The 15,981-nt window shown below is 30.0% G+C and carries 14 protein-coding genes, 2 tRNA genes, 1 other RNA gene and 1 riboswitch; of the genes, 3 read left to right on the forward strand and 14 right to left on the reverse strand.

Features of this window, described 5'->3' with window-relative positions; translation table 11 throughout:
• Positions 1 to 3: 3 nt before the first annotated feature.
• From ABIN73_05045 to ssrA, 7 genes are all read right to left on the reverse strand, one after another.
• On the reverse strand, positions 4 to 1,587 hold the full coding sequence (locus tag ABIN73_05045) for a hypothetical protein (protein MEO0269090.1): 1,584 nt from the start codon (positions 1,585 to 1,587) through the stop codon (positions 4 to 6).
• A gap of 18 nt (positions 1,588 to 1,605) precedes the next feature.
• A complete protein-coding gene (locus tag ABIN73_05050) occupies positions 1,606 to 3,129 on the reverse strand; it encodes a glycosyltransferase family 39 protein (protein ID MEO0269091.1) in 1,524 nt (507 codons plus the stop codon).
• Positions 3,130 to 3,146: 17 nt separating this feature from the next.
• Positions 3,147 to 3,228: transfer RNA gene (locus ABIN73_05055), tRNA-Leu, on the reverse strand.
• A gap of 1 nt (position 3,229) precedes the next feature.
• Positions 3,230 to 4,573, reverse strand: a complete 1,344-nt coding sequence (locus ABIN73_05060) for an HD domain-containing phosphohydrolase (protein ID MEO0269092.1) — start codon at positions 4,571 to 4,573, stop codon at positions 3,230 to 3,232.
• Positions 4,570 to 5,430 (reverse strand): transglutaminase-like domain-containing protein, encoded by an 861-nt coding sequence (locus tag ABIN73_05065; GenBank protein MEO0269093.1) that lies wholly within the window; start codon positions 5,428 to 5,430, stop codon positions 4,570 to 4,572. The genes ABIN73_05060 and ABIN73_05065 overlap by 4 nt, the downstream gene beginning before the upstream one ends.
• Before the next feature lie 12 nt (positions 5,431 to 5,442).
• Positions 5,443 to 5,526 (reverse strand) — tRNA-Leu (locus tag ABIN73_05070).
• Between the two features lie 3 nt (positions 5,527 to 5,529).
• Positions 5,530 to 5,875, reverse strand: a transfer-messenger RNA (tmRNA) gene (gene ssrA, locus ABIN73_05075).
• A gap of 93 nt (positions 5,876 to 5,968) precedes the next feature.
• Between ssrA and ABIN73_05080 the strand changes: the two genes are divergently transcribed.
• Positions 5,969 to 6,463 carry a hypothetical protein gene (locus tag ABIN73_05080; protein MEO0269094.1) on the forward strand — a complete coding sequence of 165 codons (495 nt, stop codon included), beginning with the start codon at positions 5,969 to 5,971 and terminating at the stop codon, positions 6,461 to 6,463.
• Between the two features lie 2 nt (positions 6,464 to 6,465).
• Here the strand turns inward: ABIN73_05080 and ABIN73_05085 are convergent, their stop codons facing one another.
• Complete coding sequence (locus ABIN73_05085) at positions 6,466 to 7,527, reverse strand: glycosyltransferase family 9 protein (GenBank protein MEO0269095.1); 1,062 nt, start codon at positions 7,525 to 7,527, stop codon at positions 6,466 to 6,468.
• Between the two features lie 66 nt (positions 7,528 to 7,593).
• A complete protein-coding gene (locus tag ABIN73_05090; protein MEO0269096.1) occupies positions 7,594 to 8,169 on the reverse strand; it encodes a class I SAM-dependent methyltransferase in 576 nt (191 codons plus the stop codon).
• Positions 8,170 to 8,232: 63 nt separating this feature from the next.
• Here ABIN73_05090 and ABIN73_05095 point away from each other — a divergent pair, with 63 nt between their 5' ends.
• Entirely contained in the window at positions 8,233 to 9,231 is a 999-nt protein-coding gene (locus ABIN73_05095) for a hypothetical protein (GenBank protein MEO0269097.1), read from the forward strand.
• Here the strand turns inward: ABIN73_05095 and ABIN73_05100 are convergent.
• The 4 genes from ABIN73_05100 to ABIN73_05115 form a co-directional block, all read right to left on the reverse strand.
• Positions 9,225 to 10,154 (reverse strand): iron ABC transporter permease, encoded by a 930-nt coding sequence (locus tag ABIN73_05100; GenBank protein ID MEO0269098.1) that lies wholly within the window; start codon positions 10,152 to 10,154, stop codon positions 9,225 to 9,227. The two genes, ABIN73_05095 and ABIN73_05100, sit on opposite strands and share 7 nt — an antisense overlap.
• The gene (locus ABIN73_05105; protein ID MEO0269099.1) at positions 10,147 to 10,908 is read right to left on the reverse strand and encodes an ABC transporter substrate-binding protein; all 762 of its coding nucleotides are present in this window, start codon (positions 10,906 to 10,908) and stop codon (positions 10,147 to 10,149) included. The genes ABIN73_05100 and ABIN73_05105 overlap by 8 nt, the downstream gene beginning before the upstream one ends.
• On the reverse strand, positions 10,892 to 12,637 hold the full coding sequence (locus ABIN73_05110; protein MEO0269100.1) for a TonB-dependent receptor: 1,746 nt from the start codon (positions 12,635 to 12,637) through the stop codon (positions 10,892 to 10,894). The genes ABIN73_05105 and ABIN73_05110 overlap by 17 nt, the downstream gene beginning before the upstream one ends.
• Positions 12,638 to 12,697: 60 nt before the next feature.
• Positions 12,698 to 12,918: riboswitch (cobalamin riboswitch) on the reverse strand.
• Between the two features lie 43 nt (positions 12,919 to 12,961).
• On the reverse strand, positions 12,962 to 13,309 hold the full coding sequence (locus ABIN73_05115) for a hypothetical protein (GenBank protein ID MEO0269101.1): 348 nt from the start codon (positions 13,307 to 13,309) through the stop codon (positions 12,962 to 12,964).
• Between the two features lie 390 nt (positions 13,310 to 13,699).
• Between ABIN73_05115 and ABIN73_05120 the strand changes: the two genes are divergently transcribed.
• Positions 13,700 to 14,080 (forward strand): PaREP1 family protein, encoded by a 381-nt coding sequence (locus ABIN73_05120; GenBank protein MEO0269102.1) that lies wholly within the window; start codon positions 13,700 to 13,702, stop codon positions 14,078 to 14,080.
• Between the two features lie 111 nt (positions 14,081 to 14,191).
• Here the strand turns inward: ABIN73_05120 and ABIN73_05125 are convergent, their stop codons facing one another.
• Positions 14,192 to 15,655 carry a right-handed parallel beta-helix repeat-containing protein gene (locus tag ABIN73_05125; GenBank protein ID MEO0269103.1) on the reverse strand — a complete coding sequence of 488 codons (1,464 nt, stop codon included), beginning with the start codon at positions 15,653 to 15,655 and terminating at the stop codon, positions 14,192 to 14,194.
• Positions 15,656 to 15,981: the final 326 nt, after the last annotated feature.

The following is a 15,981-nucleotide window of genomic DNA, read 5'->3' on the forward strand; positions in this document are numbered from 1 at the left end:
ATTTTATTCTCCTAAAGCCTTAAGTCTTGCTTCAGTTTTCTTTAAATATTCCTGAGCTTTTTGATTACCTGGATCCCATTTAAGAACTTCCTGTAATAATTTCTTTGCTTCTTTGTAATTACCTTTCCCAAATTCTTGGATGGCCTTATTTAATGTGTTTTCAATCTGTTCTTTTGAGGGTCTTTTGGGTTCCTCTTTTTTAGTTTCAACTTTTTTTTCAGATACCGGTGTTACTGTCTCTTTAATTTTCTTTTCCAACTCCTGAATCTTATCTTTTGTCTCTATATCTTCGGGTGAAATTTTTAAAACATCATTATAATAACTTAAAGCACTCTTATAGTCTCCTTTTCCTTCAAAGTATTTAGCCCTTGATTTAAGTTCCAGTATTTTATTCTTTATTGCTCTTTCAACATTCAAAAGTCTTTCCTGAGCTGTTTTGCTTTCTGGATAGATATTAAGTGCCTCTTTATAAGCATTCATTGCTTCAAGTAATTTCTCTTCTTTTAAGAGAGCATCACCTTCCTTAATCTTTTGAGCAGCTATGTCTTTTTTACTTACTTTTGGTTCAAGAGCAATTTTAGCAAAGATAGGCTTATCCTTCTTTATATTTAATTTAGCTTTCAGATCTTTAAATTCAGGATGAGTTATAGATACCATATAAGTCCCAGGAAGAATATTTAAATAAGCAAATCCTTTCTCATCAGTTATGAGACTGGGGATTTCTGTCTGTAAAAATTTTATAACAGCACCTTTAACAAGATTTTTTGTTTCCTTATTTACTATTTCAAACTTTACAAGGACCGGACGAACTTCAGGAATAACCACTCTGCTTGTAATAGCCAATCCTGCATTAAATCTTGGTTGAAATTTTGGGTAACCTTTAAACATAAAGTGTTCTATTTTTTGACCTTCAATAACAAACTTAAATTTTTCAACATCAATTAAAAAACCAAGATTGATATCCCTTCCATCAGCTTCAAGGGCTAAATGTAAAGAAGGGGTAAGGTAAAATTCAAGGGTTCCAAAGAGACCAAAGGTAAAATATTCATGGGGAGTTTTTAAAAAATAATCAGTATTCAAAAATTTACTTCTCGGACCGTAACCTATAAATTCACCCCTTCCGAAACCAAGGTGAAGAATAAGGGAGGGATTTATATGTTTTGACAAAACTCCATAAAAGGATAATAATTCAGGACTTCTCAAAATATAGGAATTATCGTCAGTAAATCCACCTCCCCTTTCAGGTTCTCCACCAACAGAAGAAATATACTTTTTCCATGATATATTCCTTAAGCCAAAGGAAATACCCAAAGGCGATTTTTCTCCCTCAGAAATTAAAATTGAACCAAGGTCAAAGGAAATTTCATTTAAGGTAAATATATTCAGTCCTAAAAACCATTTCCCATTAAAGGAAGCAAAACCATTTAAATCAAAATCAGAGGGATGGAGGTCATATTTTGAGGCAAGAGAAAAAGAAGTAGATGCACCTATTTGCCAGTAAATAGGATCTTTTGGAAGATTTGCAGTAGGTAATTCTAAAATTGATGTGCTTCTTAATATTTGAGTTAAAATTATTAATTCAATCATAACTTCCTCCTCTTTAAATTATATTTCAATACTATAAAATTTGTCAAGATAAAATAAAATACTTTTTATCTTTAAGCTTGTGTAAAAAATGAGAATTAAAAAAATTAAAATAATTAAGAAAATTATAAATTTGGGGACACCAAAAAAAGGAAGGAAAATCCACCAGAAATTTGGAAGAGCAATCGTTGCTTGCTTTTCAAGTCTCTCTTCTACACTGGCATCTTCCCTGCTAAAAAAATAGTCCTTTGAAGATTCTTTTATATAATTTCTCCAAACCTCTAAGCATCCTGATATCATATTAAAAAGTCTTTCTTCCTGAATAACCCAACCTGATGGAGGATTCTTTCTATAAATTAGTTCCAGTTTAAGATGAGTGCGATGAGATGAAACATTGATTCCTAAAAAATTTATAATAAATGAAATAAAAGCAAAAAAATAAAAGAGGAGTTTTAAAAAGTAATTCTTTAATGGATAAAGAGAACAGGATACAAAGATAAAAAGAATAGGTATATGATATCGTGGTCCCATTTCTACACCTTTTGGACCAATAAAAGTATAAAAAATAACCCAAACAAAAATTACAGAAAGAAATAAAAAGAAAATAGAGCGCTCTTTTTTTAAGAGATAATAAAATCCATTGATAAAAAAAACTATAAAGGGAGAATAAGTAAATATCCCCTGCTCAAAACTAAATAATCTTCTGTAAAAACCTTTCCAAGGTGGAAAAGAAAAAAAATAAGAAAAAAACCACGATAAATTTAAGGAACGTGGTATACCTTCCTCAAAACCCTTAAGTTCTCCATAAGGAAAAAAAGGACTTCCAAAAATCATATAACTATAAAAGATTCCTAATAAAAAAAGTGGAAAAATTCCAGAGGAGAATAAAAGGATCGGTTTAATTTGGGGAAAGTATTTATAAATAACCCATATAAATATTGGTAAAAAAAGAATAGCAAACTCCCATCTTGTAAGGTATGCAAGACCAAATCCTAAACCTGATAAAAATAAATCTTTTGGCTTTTTATCATTTTTTAGTAAAAAATAAAAGCCAATAAGTGAAAAAAGAGCACAGAGAACTTCATTGGCAGAATACTTTGTATAAAACCAAAAGGGGGTAAAAAAAGAAAATAAAATAGATGCCATAAAGGATTTTTTATAGTTAAACCTCATTACTTTTAAACAAAATAAGAAAAATATTAAAACAGTAATTGCTCCTAAAATTGGGGTCATCATAGAAAACATAAATTCTTCAACTCCCCTTTTTTCTAAATTGGTTAAATTGTAAACTGCTTTAGCAATTAGATAGAAGGGTACAGCAAGTAAAGAAGTAATTGGACCATAAGTATTATAATACCTTCCGTCTTTTCCTTTTCTCGCAAGAAAATAGTCAACTTCTAAACTTCTTTTATCCACCATACTTTTAGTCATTTCAAATCTTAGTTGTGCATCAATCGATTCAACATGTCCTTCAGCAGTAAAAAGGAAAATTAAAAGATAAAAGAAAAATATTAAAAATAATAGTTTTTTATTATTATGATTCACTATTTTATATCAAAGAGTGCGAGGGGCGGGACTCGAACCCGCACGGGTCTCCCCATCAGATCCTAAATCTGACGCGTCTGCCAGTTCCGCCACCCTCGCATCATTTATTTAATAACTCTTTTACCTCTTCAATTTCAAGAAAAACATCAACTAATTCAGGGTCAAATTGAAAACCGGATTTTTCTCTCAACTCTTTCTCTATAACCTCTGGGGCAAGCCTTTTTCTGTAAGGTCTATCAGAATTCATTGCATCAAAAGAATCAGTAATTGTTATTATTCTTGCTATTAAAGGAATTTCCTTTCCTTTTAAACCCATAGGATAACCCTTTCCATCCCATCTTTCATGATGATGTAAAACAGCAGGAATTACACTCTTCATACCAGGAATGGGGTTTAAAATCCTTGCACCATGATAAACATGAGTTTTCATTATCTCAAATTCCTCTTCTGTTAGTTTATCAGGTTTTTTTAATATACTATCAGGGATAGCTATTTTACCAATATCATGTAAAATTGCTGCAAGTTCACAAGTTCTCAAATCTTCTCCCTTTAAACCTATCCTTTTACCAATCTCAACAGAAAGTTCTGTAACTCTATTAACATGACCTGAGGTATATGGATCCTTTGCTTCAACAGAATTTGCAAGTGATGTTATTGTTCCTTTAAATAATTCATCAAGTTCCCTGTATAAAAAAGCATTCTGTAATGCAACGGATGCTGAAGAAGAAATCAGGGAAATAATCTCAAGGTCTCTATTTGTAAATAATCCATTTCTTTTGTTTATTACTTCAATTACACCTATTATCTTCTTTTGAACAATTAAAGGATAAGCAATTAAATTTTTTGTCTTAAAACCTGTTTTCCTATCCACTTCAGGATAAAATCTTTTATCTTTTGATACATCATTTACAATCAAAGGGGTTTTATGTATAGCTACATAACCCACAATACCTTTACCCCATTCAATTTCTATTGATTTCAGCTCTTTTTTCCCCTTTGTGAATTCATAAAAGGAAATTTTTTTATCTTTTTCGTCTACTTTAAAAATTGAAACTATTTCAACTTTTAAAACCCTTTTTATTTCTCTTATGATCCTCTTTATTATTTCTTCTATATTAATAACTTCTGCAAAGAATTCTCCGGTTTTGCTTAAAAGTTCTATTTTATCTTTTAAAAACTCTATATCATCAAAATATTTACTTATCAAAAGATTAGTTAAATGATAGTATATATCTTTCTCTTTAATACTTTTATTATCAGTCTTTAAAAGGTATAAATGACCTTGAGTTTCTCTAATATCATACTTTCTAACAGAATATCTAACATTATCTATAACTAAAAAATTTTTACCTTCTCTTATCTCAGTCAAAATATCTTGAGCTTCATCAAAATCACTTATTATATTTCCATTTTTAGAAACAAAAATTCTTTTTATTTTCTTCATTTTTCCCATTTAAAAAAAGCATTAACTCTTATTATACCTTTTTTTACTTTTACATTAAAATTATACCATTCATCAAGCAAAGAACTTGTAGAAGGAGTTATTGTTGTTACAAGAAATAACCTCTCATCATCAGGGAAAAATTTACCATTACTTTCCGGAGAATCATAATATTGAGCATCAACAGGTATCCATCCTTTATCTTTTAAAAAAACTTCAACCCATCTGTGAAAAGTTAAATCTATTCCCCCTTTTCTTTCCATAGTTCCACCGACAAATCTTGTTGGAAGGCCACCAAGTCTCATTAAAGAAGAAAATAAAAAGGAGTACTCAGAACAGGAACCATGTCCCTGAAGGAAAGTTTTTTCAGCATTTTGCCAAGATCCATCAACACTATAAAAAAGGGATTTTGAAATTGTGTCAAGAACATCTTTTATATAATCTAAATCATCCTTCGTTTTTTTCTTTATATTAAGGGCTACTTTTTTTAAAATATCAGAGTTCATACATAGATAGGGGTCATCTCTGAGATATATTTCCAAATTATCTTCCATATTTTTGTTATAAAAATTAATTTTATTTTTAAAATCAAAAATAGCATTAATTTCCATTTTAAAAGATTTTTCTTCATAGGGTTCCATATTTTTAATTTTAAAAAGGGCAAGATTTTGACCCCACTCTTCTTTTAAAATTGAATCAGGTTGAGGGTTAAATTTTATATCAAGAATTTTTTGATAATAAACATTTTCAGGTATTGCTATATAGATTTTTATATCCTCTGCTTTTAGAAACTGGTTTTGAATATTAAGAAAAAAAATAATCTTTCTTTTTATTAAAAGAAAAAATAAAAAATTTATCAATCAAAAAAATTGTGCCGGAGGCGGGACTTGAACCCGCACAGGCTTTAGCCTACCGCCTCCTGAAGACGGCGCGTCTGCCAATTCCGCCACCCCGGCAAATAATGGAGGTGGGGGGAGTTGAACCCCCGTCCGGAAGGATTTGGATACCGGGACTACATGCTTAGCCTGTCTTTTATTTACCCTTCCTCCCGGACAGGCACAGGAGAAAAGGGGATCCCTTTTTTATTGTCCCCGGTTAAGGAAAAAGGGTAACCTCACCGGGCAAGCTCCTTATCTCTGAAGGTTTTACCCGGGTAAGGAGCAACCCGGGTAAACCCTGCTACCTTAATTAGGCAGCAAGTGCGTATGCGTTGGCAGTTTTTCTTGCGGGTTTTTACAGGGTTCCCGCACCCTGGCATGCCCCGGTTACCCGCAATTCCTTCCGTCAAAACCAGTTTTCACCCCCTTTTTATTAAATATATATTAAAAATCTCAAATTTTCAATAAAAAAGTGATTTATATCACATTGAAAATTAAAAGTTATAGTATATAATTTAGTATGTTAGATATTCATATAATATCACAAAATAGAAAACAAGGAGAAGAATTTTTAAAAAAGACAGAAGAATTTTTAAATACCCTTTGTGTGAATAACCTTACATATCCTGATTTTTCTAATCCAAAAATATTTTCCCATTTTATAAGAATATTTTATCAGGATCAAAAATTAAGGATAAAATTAAAGCCTATAAATATAAAAGTTAAAATATGCCTTGAGTGTGATAATCTGGAAGATTTTAGAATATTATTTAGTGATATTAATGAAGGATTAATTTTAATAGATACTACAAAAAAGGATATTCTTGATAAAATCAAAGAGGAATACAAAAAAAGTGGAAAAAATAATGAAATTTATTTTTTTAAAGCAAACACTATAGAGGAAAAATCTTTAATTTTAATATATTTTATCAGTGAAATTTTTAAGATATTACCCTCCCAGAATATACTTGAAACAGAAAATTTTAAGGAAAAATTTTTAATTCAAAAACTTTAAAATCAATAAACTTCCTCAAGCAGTTCTTTAAATTTTTCATAAACATAATCCACTTGCATATCTTTCATGCATTTAAAATCAATATTTTTAACACATTTTAAGGGTTTTGGTGAATAAACAAAACAAGGTGAACAGTCAAGATTTAAAAAGCAAACACGGTGTTTTACACCAAAGGGATAAAGTTTATAGGGTGAAGTGGGTCCAAAAAGAGCAAGCACAGGAACCTGACAAGCTGCTGCAAGATGCATAAGTCCTGAATCATTTGATATAAAAATTTTGCAATTTTTAATTAAAGAAGCAACTTCCCTTATTTTTTTGTTTCTTATTATAATTCCATCCTTTAAATTTTTTTCAAGAAATTTATTTACATCTTCATCATCTTTTGAACCGAAAAATAAAAAATAACTATCTTTAATTTTTTCTTTAATTCTCTTTAACAAATCAAGAAAATTTTGAGAAGGCCATCTTTTTCCCCTGTGACCTTTAAAAACGCTTGAACCAGCATGAATTCCTATCAAAAATTTATCCTTTATCCCCTTTTCCTTTAAAAATTCCCTTTCCCTTTCTATTTCATCTTCCTTTAAATAAATTTGAAGTGGTGGAATATCTTTAACATCAATTTTAAAAAATTCCTTCAATAGTCTCACATTTTCTAAAACATTGTGAAGTTTTTCATCTTCTTTGATTCTTCTATTTTTTAAAAAATTAAGTTCAATAAAATCCATAACCCTGTAAGAGTGTCCTATTCTTATTTTTGAACCTGTTAGAAAAGAAAAGATGTTATATTCCTTTCTATTTGTAGGATAAAAATTAATGACATAATCAAATTTTTTCACCCTGATATTTTTTAATAGATAAAAAAAACTTTTAATTTTATTTTCTAAAAGTGGATAGTAAATAAGATGATCAATATAAGGATTATAGAGGAGTACATCCCTTGTAGATTCAAACATTGTAAAAACAAATAGTTCAGAATTTTTTAAATTTTCTTTTAAAATTTTTAAAGCAGGGGTCATCATAAGCGTATCACCTATACCGAAAAGAGGAGTTATTAGAATTTTCAAGGTAAAAATTCCACCATTTTTAATTTTATACCATAAGAAAGAAATTAAATGAAATTCAAAGAAAAACTATTTTATTACTCTGAAATGAAATTCTATTTCATCAAAGCCACCCACTAAAAAACACCAGAATCTTGAACAAAGAAAAGGAGAAAAATTGGCAAAAAAATCAATTATTTTCCCTATAAATTTTGCAATTAAAAATAAAGACTTTGGGAGCACAGTTTTTTTAAGATAGGGCTGACCAAACCAGTGAAGTCTCATTTTTTCAAGTTTTAGTTCCACTCCCTGATACCCTCCTAAAAAGGAAGGATTAAAATAAAAGGGAAAGGTAACATCAAAACCCCTTTTATGTTCCGGATGGGTAAATCCTCTTGAAAAATGTGGAACTCTTATTATAATAAGACCATTATTTTTTGTTATCCTGTGTAATTCTCTCATAACTTTAAAGGGATCATCTAAATGTTCAAGAACATGGGAAGCTTCAATTAAATCAAATTCATTATCCTCAAAGGGATAAGGAAAAACATTTAAATCGTGTATTACATCAGGTTCTACATCTTTATTGTAATCAAGGTTTATATACCCTTCTTTTTTGAAATTACCACAACCCAGATTAAGTTTTTTTGTTATTTTCTCAGACATAACTTTTATTATAAGAAAGAAGTTTTGAAAATTAAAAAAGATTTTTTTTAAAATCTTTAACCTATGAAACCGATATACATTTTTGGAATAGGAGAAATTGGGAAAGGTGTCGTTAAAAACCTTTCCCTAAAGGAGGGGATTGAAATCAAAGGGGTGATTGATATTGATCCTGAAAAAGTAGGTAAGTCTCTATATGAAATTACAGGAATAAAAAAATTTTCCAATATATATGTGGAAAAAGATGCTGAAAAAGTTCTTGAAAGGGGAAAGGGAACAGTTTTACATTTAACAGGCTCTTTTGTTAAGGATGTTTTTAACCAGTACATGTTAATTATTGATAAGGGACACAACATTATTACAACAACAGAGGAAATGACAGATCCTTATCTTAAAAATTTGGAGCTTGCAGAAAAAATTGACAAAAAAGCAAAGGAAAAAGGGGTAACTATTCTTCCTACAGGTGTAAATCCAGGATTTGCTATGGATTTTCTCCCTGCAATTTTTTCAGGGATTTTTGAAGAAATTTACTCAATATATGTGGAAAGAATTAATAATGCAAGTAAAAGAAGGTATCCACTCCAGAAAAAAATAGGTTCTGCACTTTCAAAAGAGGAATTCAAAGAAAAATGGGAAAAAAGGGAAATAGGACATGTTGGACTTTTAGAATCAGGCTCAATACTTTCAAAAATTCTGGGATTAAAGATTAAAAATTTAGAGGAAACATGTGAACCCAAAATCGCAAAAAAATTGATAAAAACTAAATATTTTGAAGTCAAAAAGGGAAAAGTTTGCGGTATTATTCACAAGGTAAAAGTAGAAACAGAAGAAAAAATAAATATAGAACTTTTACTTGAAATGAGTCTTGATGCAAAAAATCCGAGAGATAGAATATTTATAGAGGGTAAACCTACCCTTGAAATGAAAATTAAAGGAGGAATTCCAGGTGACGAGGCAACTTCCTCAATAGTTACAAACTGGATAAGTAAAATTGATAATTTACCAAAAGGTCTTATAACCCTGGATAAACTTTACTTTTTATCCTTTTTTAAAAAAATTCAATAATTTCTCCTTTTAATCAGAAGATAAAGGAAAAAGGGAACACCTAAAAGGGATGTAAATACACCTACGGGAATTTCCGCTCCCTTAAAAAGAATCCTTGATAAATCATCACATATTAAAAGTAGAATTGAACCTGTTATAATAACATTTAAAATAACATTTTTATGCTTACCTGAACCTGATATCATTCTACCAATATGAGGAACAATCAATCCTATAAAACCAATAATTCCCAAAACCGATATTATAGCACCAGTCATAAAGGATATAAGTAAAGATAAAAAAACTCTTTCCCTTTTTAAATTTATACCAAGGGATAAAACTTCTTCATCTGATAAAAGAAAAAGGTCAAATTTATTTAAATTTAAGATTATTGGAAAAATAGAAATCAAAAAAACTATAAAAATTATAAAAAATTCTTTCCATTCAATAAGAGAAAAGGAACCAAAAAGCCAAAAAAATATCTTTATCCTTTCTGAAGGTGAAATAAATATTAAAAAGGAAAGGATACTGGAACAGAGCAAGGAAAGTGCAATACCTGAAAGTAAAAGGGTTTCCCTCGGTAGAAAACCGTTTCTAAAAGATATTAAAATTACCAAAAAAACAATTATCTGGGAAAATAAAAAGGCAAAAATCTGAGGATTATAGGGAAAATAGGGAATAAAATTTTTACCAATAAAACTTCCAAGAGCTCCACCTGCTGAAATTCCAAGCAAATAGGGTTCTGCAATTGGATTTCTAAAGAGTGTTTGTGTCAAAAGACCTGATACTGAAAGTATTGCACCTGAAAGAATAACTGAAAGAATTCTTGGAAACCTTATGTTAAAAATTATCTCTTTTTCAAAGGAAAATACAGGACCTATTAATAATGAGAGAATAAAAACTAAAATTAACAAAAAAAATAAAATTAAATTTTTTTTATTCAATTTTAGAAAGAAATTTTAGAGCTCTTATTAGAAAGGGTGAAGGTCTTGAAAAATAATCAGGATCAGGAACTTCATAAAATTTTTTTTCTCTTATGGGTTTTAAATTTCTAAAGGGCGTATTTTTTATAGCCTCAAACCCATTTTTAAAATTAAATATCACAATATCAGGTTCTTCTTTTAAAATTTTTTCAATTGATACAATTTTATAACCTTCAAAAAAATCGGATATGTTATCAAAGCCAGTCCATTCAATTAAATCATCTATAAAGGTTTTTTCACCAGGACACCATACTCCGTTTGTTAAATCAAGAATGAATAAAACCCTTTTATTATCCTTTATATTTTTAAATAAAAATAAGGTATCAAGAAAACTTTTTAATTCTTTTAAGGCTTTTTCCTCTATATCAAATTCTTTGCCAAGAACTATATAGGTTTCAATAACACTGAAAATATTTTCATATTTAAAATCTAAAACTTTTATACCGCTTTTTTTAAAGTAATATAACTCTTCTTCTGGAATTAAACCTGCAGAGATAATATGAGTTGGTTTTAGGTTTAAAATTTTTTCCTTTGAAACTTTCATTGAAGAGGGTAAAACAACTTCAGCCTTTATAAAATCAGGGTCAAGATATGTTTTTCCAACAATAAAATTTTCAAGATTTAATTTAATAAGAAAATCAGTAATACTTGGAGCAAGGGAAATGATTCGGGAATTGAACCCGAAAAATAAAATTAAACTAAAAATTTGATTCAACAAAACCATAAATTCTCCTTCTTTCAAGAGGAAAACCAATTTGAAATTCGTAGGGTTTATTATCTATATTTGTTGATAAAAGAGACATGTTAATAAATTTACTCAATTTTAAAGTGAAGGATAAATCCTGAAAGATTGCGTATTGCACATTTTTAACCAGGTAATCAGAGGGATCTATAGAATAGTGAGGTCCTATTAATCTCAACCTGTAAGATAAGGAAAAATTCCTCTCTTTATAACTAATAAGAAAACCTGAATTGTAAGTGGGAATAAGTAATAGTGTTTTTTCTGAGTCATTTTCTATGCTTTTTCTTTCTTTATAAAATATAAAATTCAGGCTAAAGATAAAGGGAACTTTTTCAATTTTAAGAAGACCTTCAAAACCCTGAAGTTTTATTTTTTCAATGTTTTGAGGAGTATAAACAAAATTCTCATCAAAACCCCATGTAATTCCATTTTCAAGTTCTCTTTTGAAATAGGAAATTAAAAGAAGGGATTTATCTTCAATTACCTTTATTCCACCTTCAATTTCCTTTGAAGTTTCAGGTTTTAAATCAGGATTTCCTTTTGAAAATCCATCAAAGGGCCAATATAAATCTAAAAGAGTAGGAGCCCTGAAACCCTTTGAGTAGTTAAAGTAAATTGAACCTTCTTCTTTAAATAATATAATTCCCCCTCTATAAACAAAGGGACTTTCTGTATTAAAGGAACCTTTAAGTTCTTTTCCACATTCAAAATAAGGGATAAGTCCCTGAATTACAAGGTCCAGGGTAAGGTAAGGATAGAGTCTTTCATCTTTTGGACTCGTATTTTCAAAAGTAGTTCCCTTTAAATATTCTTTTTCATACTCAAAGCCTGTTCTAAATTTCATATATTCTGTATTTAAAAATAAATCTCCAAAAATTCTATTAGAGATGCTGTGATCCTTTGAACTATATAATATATCCTTTATTTCAACACCATCCTTTTTAAACTGATATCCAAAATCAAAATATCTTGATAGGTATTTAAAACCTGTTAGGATAAATTCATCCTTTTCTCTTCCTGTTTCAGAAAAAAAGTTTCCAATACTGTTTCTTGAGTATAAAAAGAGGGATTTTACATTTTTATTCTCAAAAATATTTATGAATCTTGAAAAGTGGGAATCCTTGTTTTTCTCTGGTGGTATGGAGGTATAGTTAGCAAAGTAAAAATTTGTATAGGGTAATCCAGCAGAGCCTGAAAAAAGAGTTGTATTTAAATTTCCTGCTCCTCCTTTAAAATTAAATCCGGATTTTCTTAAAAGTTTAAAATTAAGTGCACCGCTTAAAGCATTTTCACCGTATATAGAAGAACCTGAAGAAGAAAGAACTTCAATACCAGATACGGGTAAACCTGATAAAAGAGAAAGGTTAAAAGACCCGGAGGTTCTTGAATTTAATTTAAATCCTTCAAGATAGACACCTGTTCTTGTTGAGGAAAATCCTCTTATAAAACCTGTTTGAAGGTAACCGGGGTAACCGTAACTGTTTAATATTAAAGAAGGAGAAAATGAAAGATTAAGGAAAGATGGATCAAATTTAAAAGTTTCAATTAGTGAGGAATCAACAAGGTAAGATGTTCCTTTACTTATTAGAAAACTTTCAGGATATTTGGCAGAAACTTCTATAGGTGGGACAGTGTAAGTTTTTTCTTCAGAAGGAAATATTTGGTATTGATTTAAAAAGAAAAGAATTAAAATTTTAAACACAAAAAGCCTCCTTTTAAATATTCCCCGGTCGGGAATATTACCCTTTAAAGCCCATCACCCCGGGGCAATTGAAAGCTGGGTCGGTCTCCCGACTTGGGACCTTCATAGAGGAGCTTTCCACCTTCCCAGGAAAAAAGCCTCTGCCTAAAAGATAGGCAAAGACCCTAATTTCCCAGTGGCGGGCAAAAGCCCCGAAAACTCCTCTTTTCCGGTCCCTCACGGTTGCGGGGGCAGTGTGGGATTCTCACCCACTTCCCGGCACCCAGCCTTTATTTTTTATTATAACTTCATATGAGTTTAATTTTCAACAAAATATAAAAATTTTCATTTTTCTGGAAGATATTCATCATTAAATACAAATAAATCAGATAGACAAAGTAAATCACGCCAGAATAAATAAAACTTACTTTCATTCTCCCAAACTAACTCACTGCCATTATTCCATAACTCATATAACCTATCAACAGGAATCTGTAAAACTTCATAATAATCTTTTATAACCCATAGGCCACCATACCAGAATAATAATTCCAACCTAAATGGAACATTATTAATAACAACTAAATCACACTGACGAGGAAATAAACCAGATACACACTTACCAAAAGCCCAAACATAACGATACCTCCTAAACCTAAAATACTTATATAACCAATCCCTTAATAACATCACTTCAACACCTTCTTGTACGAATTTAACAGTTATATCTTTTCCCATTACAAAATATAAGGTTCAAATTTATTTAACATAAAGTTTTTCAATTTCAGCTTTTTCATGCTCCCTTTATCACTTATATATTAAAAAATTGTAATTAAAATTAAACTTTTTCTTCAAATCAACTATAAATTATTATTTATAATTATTAGATAAAAAAAACTCAAAAATGTGATTACCATTTAACCACCATTTTATCTCAATTTTTTCAAATTATCATAGATTTTAATAGTTCCAATAGAAAATTTTGAAATATTCAGAATAAAAGATTTTGGGAAAGGGATAAAAGCATTTATAGGATTTAAAGAGGATTTGCAAAAGAATGTTGAAAGGGTTTATAATTTATCTATGCAGGATAATTTTATTGAATTATTGAGAAAATATTTAGAAGAAGCAAAAGAATATTTACAAAAAGGCGATGTTCCTCAATCTTCAGAAAAAATTTATTGGATAGTTGAAAAAAGTATAAAATTTTTAGCCGAGAAAGAAAATTTAGTTCCTGAAGAAGTTAAACAAAAAGAGAAATGGTCAAGTAAATTATTAAGAGATACTGCATTAGAATTAGCCAAAAAATTAAATGAAAAGAAAATTAGAGAAGTATGGTGGAAAGCTTTTGATTTACATATTTGGGGATTTCATGAAAATTTTATTCCAATTGAAGATGTGCAGGAAAATTTTTGGATAGGTGAATGGATGATAGATTTTTTAAAAGAAAAATATTTCTCTTAAATGAAGATTAAGACACTTAAATCCAGAAAGTAATTTTTTATTTAAATAAAGTTTATAGTGCTCTTTATAATGTTCTTTCTTAACCTATAAATTAAATAATTTTTAAGTATTTTATCTTTCGTAGCAACCTATATCAAAATTATTGCCCTGTGGTCTTGGTCTTCCATCTAAATCAATAGAAGGAGCAAGATTTGAAGTTCCAGCATCAATTGCCGGACTTCCATTCCTTAAATGATAGTCTCCTTCTATTCCCCATGCTGTTCTTACAAACAAGGGGTTACCGTAAATATTACCTGGTCCAAGATCATGAATATTTGTTGAATCATACACAGTGTTCCCATGTTCAAGAACAAATGGACTTCTTGGAAAATAGAAAAGGTTATTTTCTGCTATAATGGTTGAGGCTTCGTTTATATAAATAGGACACTCTGGTCCTCTTCCGCAAAAAATATTGTTTATAAGAACAATAGTTTGCGGCCGGGTTTGCCCATATTCCACATACATGAGATAATTATTCCCCAGAGTATCATCAATTGTGCAATTTATTATTTCAAATCTTTGATTTGGTTCTCCCTCGTCTCCCTGGTCTATCACAATTGCAGCCCATGGAGTGGGAGTAGTATTTCTATCACCTCTTCCATAAATCAGTGTGTTTATTATTCTTGAAGTTCCCTTCCATAATTTAACTCCATCGCCCGAATTATTAGCAACAATACACTCCTTTACAGTGGTATTATAAGCCTTTGAATCAAGACCATCTCCATAATTATGCATTGCAACAGTATTTTCAATCAAAATTGGTCCCAAGGAAGTTTCAATTCCAAATCCATCTGGTCTATCATACACATCGCAACTATCTTTACCTTGATAATAGTGCCCACTATAGGAAAGTGTGCATCCCTTTATAGTAACATTTTGCCAACCACCTTGACTTGGTTCAGGTCCACCAAGCCCTCCAAAACCACAATATTCAATCCTGCATCCAGAAATTTCTAAAAAATTAACATCTCTAATGTTCATACCCATTCCATCTATGTGATGAATATACACATTTTTAACAACAATATTATTAGCAGGTTCCCATATATATATTCCATCCCAGAAAAATTTACCTTCACCTCTCATTGTATCATTATGGGTAATTTCAATATTCTCAATCCATATATAACTTTTCCCGGAAAGATCAAAAGCACAATTTAAAGCATTTCCACCTGCAATTACAGGTCTTCTATTAGTTCCACCAGGCAATATTACTAGGGTATCTCCTGGAGAAAGTCGGGAAACTCCATAGGCAATACTTTTAAAGGGTCTCTCTCTTGTCCCAGGGTTTGAATCATTACCATTTGGGGAAACATAATAGGTTCCATTAATATTTCCACCTATTATATAAATCCAATTTCCTGGAGTTCCTGAAGGTGGAATAATGAAGTCTTCATAACTCAAAAGAAGATAATCGTAATGAACATTAGGACGGGGTTCTGGTGGAGGCTGAGTAGTTCCCTCTCTCTTTTTACATCCTGTAATCAGGATGGATAGAATGAATAGAAAAAATAACACTCTTTTTATTTTTAACATCTCTCCCCTCCTTTTTATACCTTTCTCTAATAATAGGAATTGAACCTATTTTAAAGTTTTTGAAAACAATACAATTATATAAAAAATAAAAATAAAAAGTCAAATTTCTGTAGAATACCATAACAATATTGAATTTTTCTGGCTCAATAAGATTAAAAGAAGTGCTTCCTACAAAATGTTTTTTGTATAGTCCTCTTTAAATCTTTCAACATAAGCATTTTCTCATAAAATCTTTTGCATTTCACCTTATAAAGATTTGTAAGCATAAGCAAAAACAAACTTCGTCTTTAAAAGAACTGCACAGAAAATATACCTTTACTCTACCC

Source organism: candidate division WOR-3 bacterium, from assembly GCA_039804025.1.
In the GTDB taxonomy this organism is placed as follows: Bacteria; Hydrothermota; Hydrothermia; order Hydrothermales; family JAJRUZ01; genus JBCNVI01.

Bases quoted from the DNA above. Each gene is read 5' to 3' on its own strand.
- ABIN73_05045 (MEO0269090.1), bottom strand. From the start codon at position 1,587: ATGATTGAATTAATAATTTTAACTCAAATATTAAGAAGCACATCAATT.
- ABIN73_05060 (MEO0269092.1), bottom strand. From the start codon at position 4,573: ATGAAGAAAATAAAAAGAATTTTTGTTTCTAAAAATGGAAATATAATA.
- ABIN73_05080 (MEO0269094.1), top strand. From the start codon at position 5,969: ATGTTAGATATTCATATAATATCACAAAATAGAAAACAAGGAGAAGAA.
- ABIN73_05090 (MEO0269096.1), bottom strand. From the start codon at position 8,169: ATGTCTGAGAAAATAACAAAAAAACTTAATCTGGGTTGTGGTAATTTC.
- ABIN73_05095 (MEO0269097.1), top strand. From the start codon at position 8,233: ATGAAACCGATATACATTTTTGGAATAGGAGAAATTGGGAAAGGTGTC.
- ABIN73_05120 (MEO0269102.1), top strand. From the start codon at position 13,700: ATGCAGGATAATTTTATTGAATTATTGAGAAAATATTTAGAAGAAGCA.
- ABIN73_05125 (MEO0269103.1), bottom strand. From the start codon at position 15,655: ATGTTAAAAATAAAAAGAGTGTTATTTTTTCTATTCATTCTATCCATC.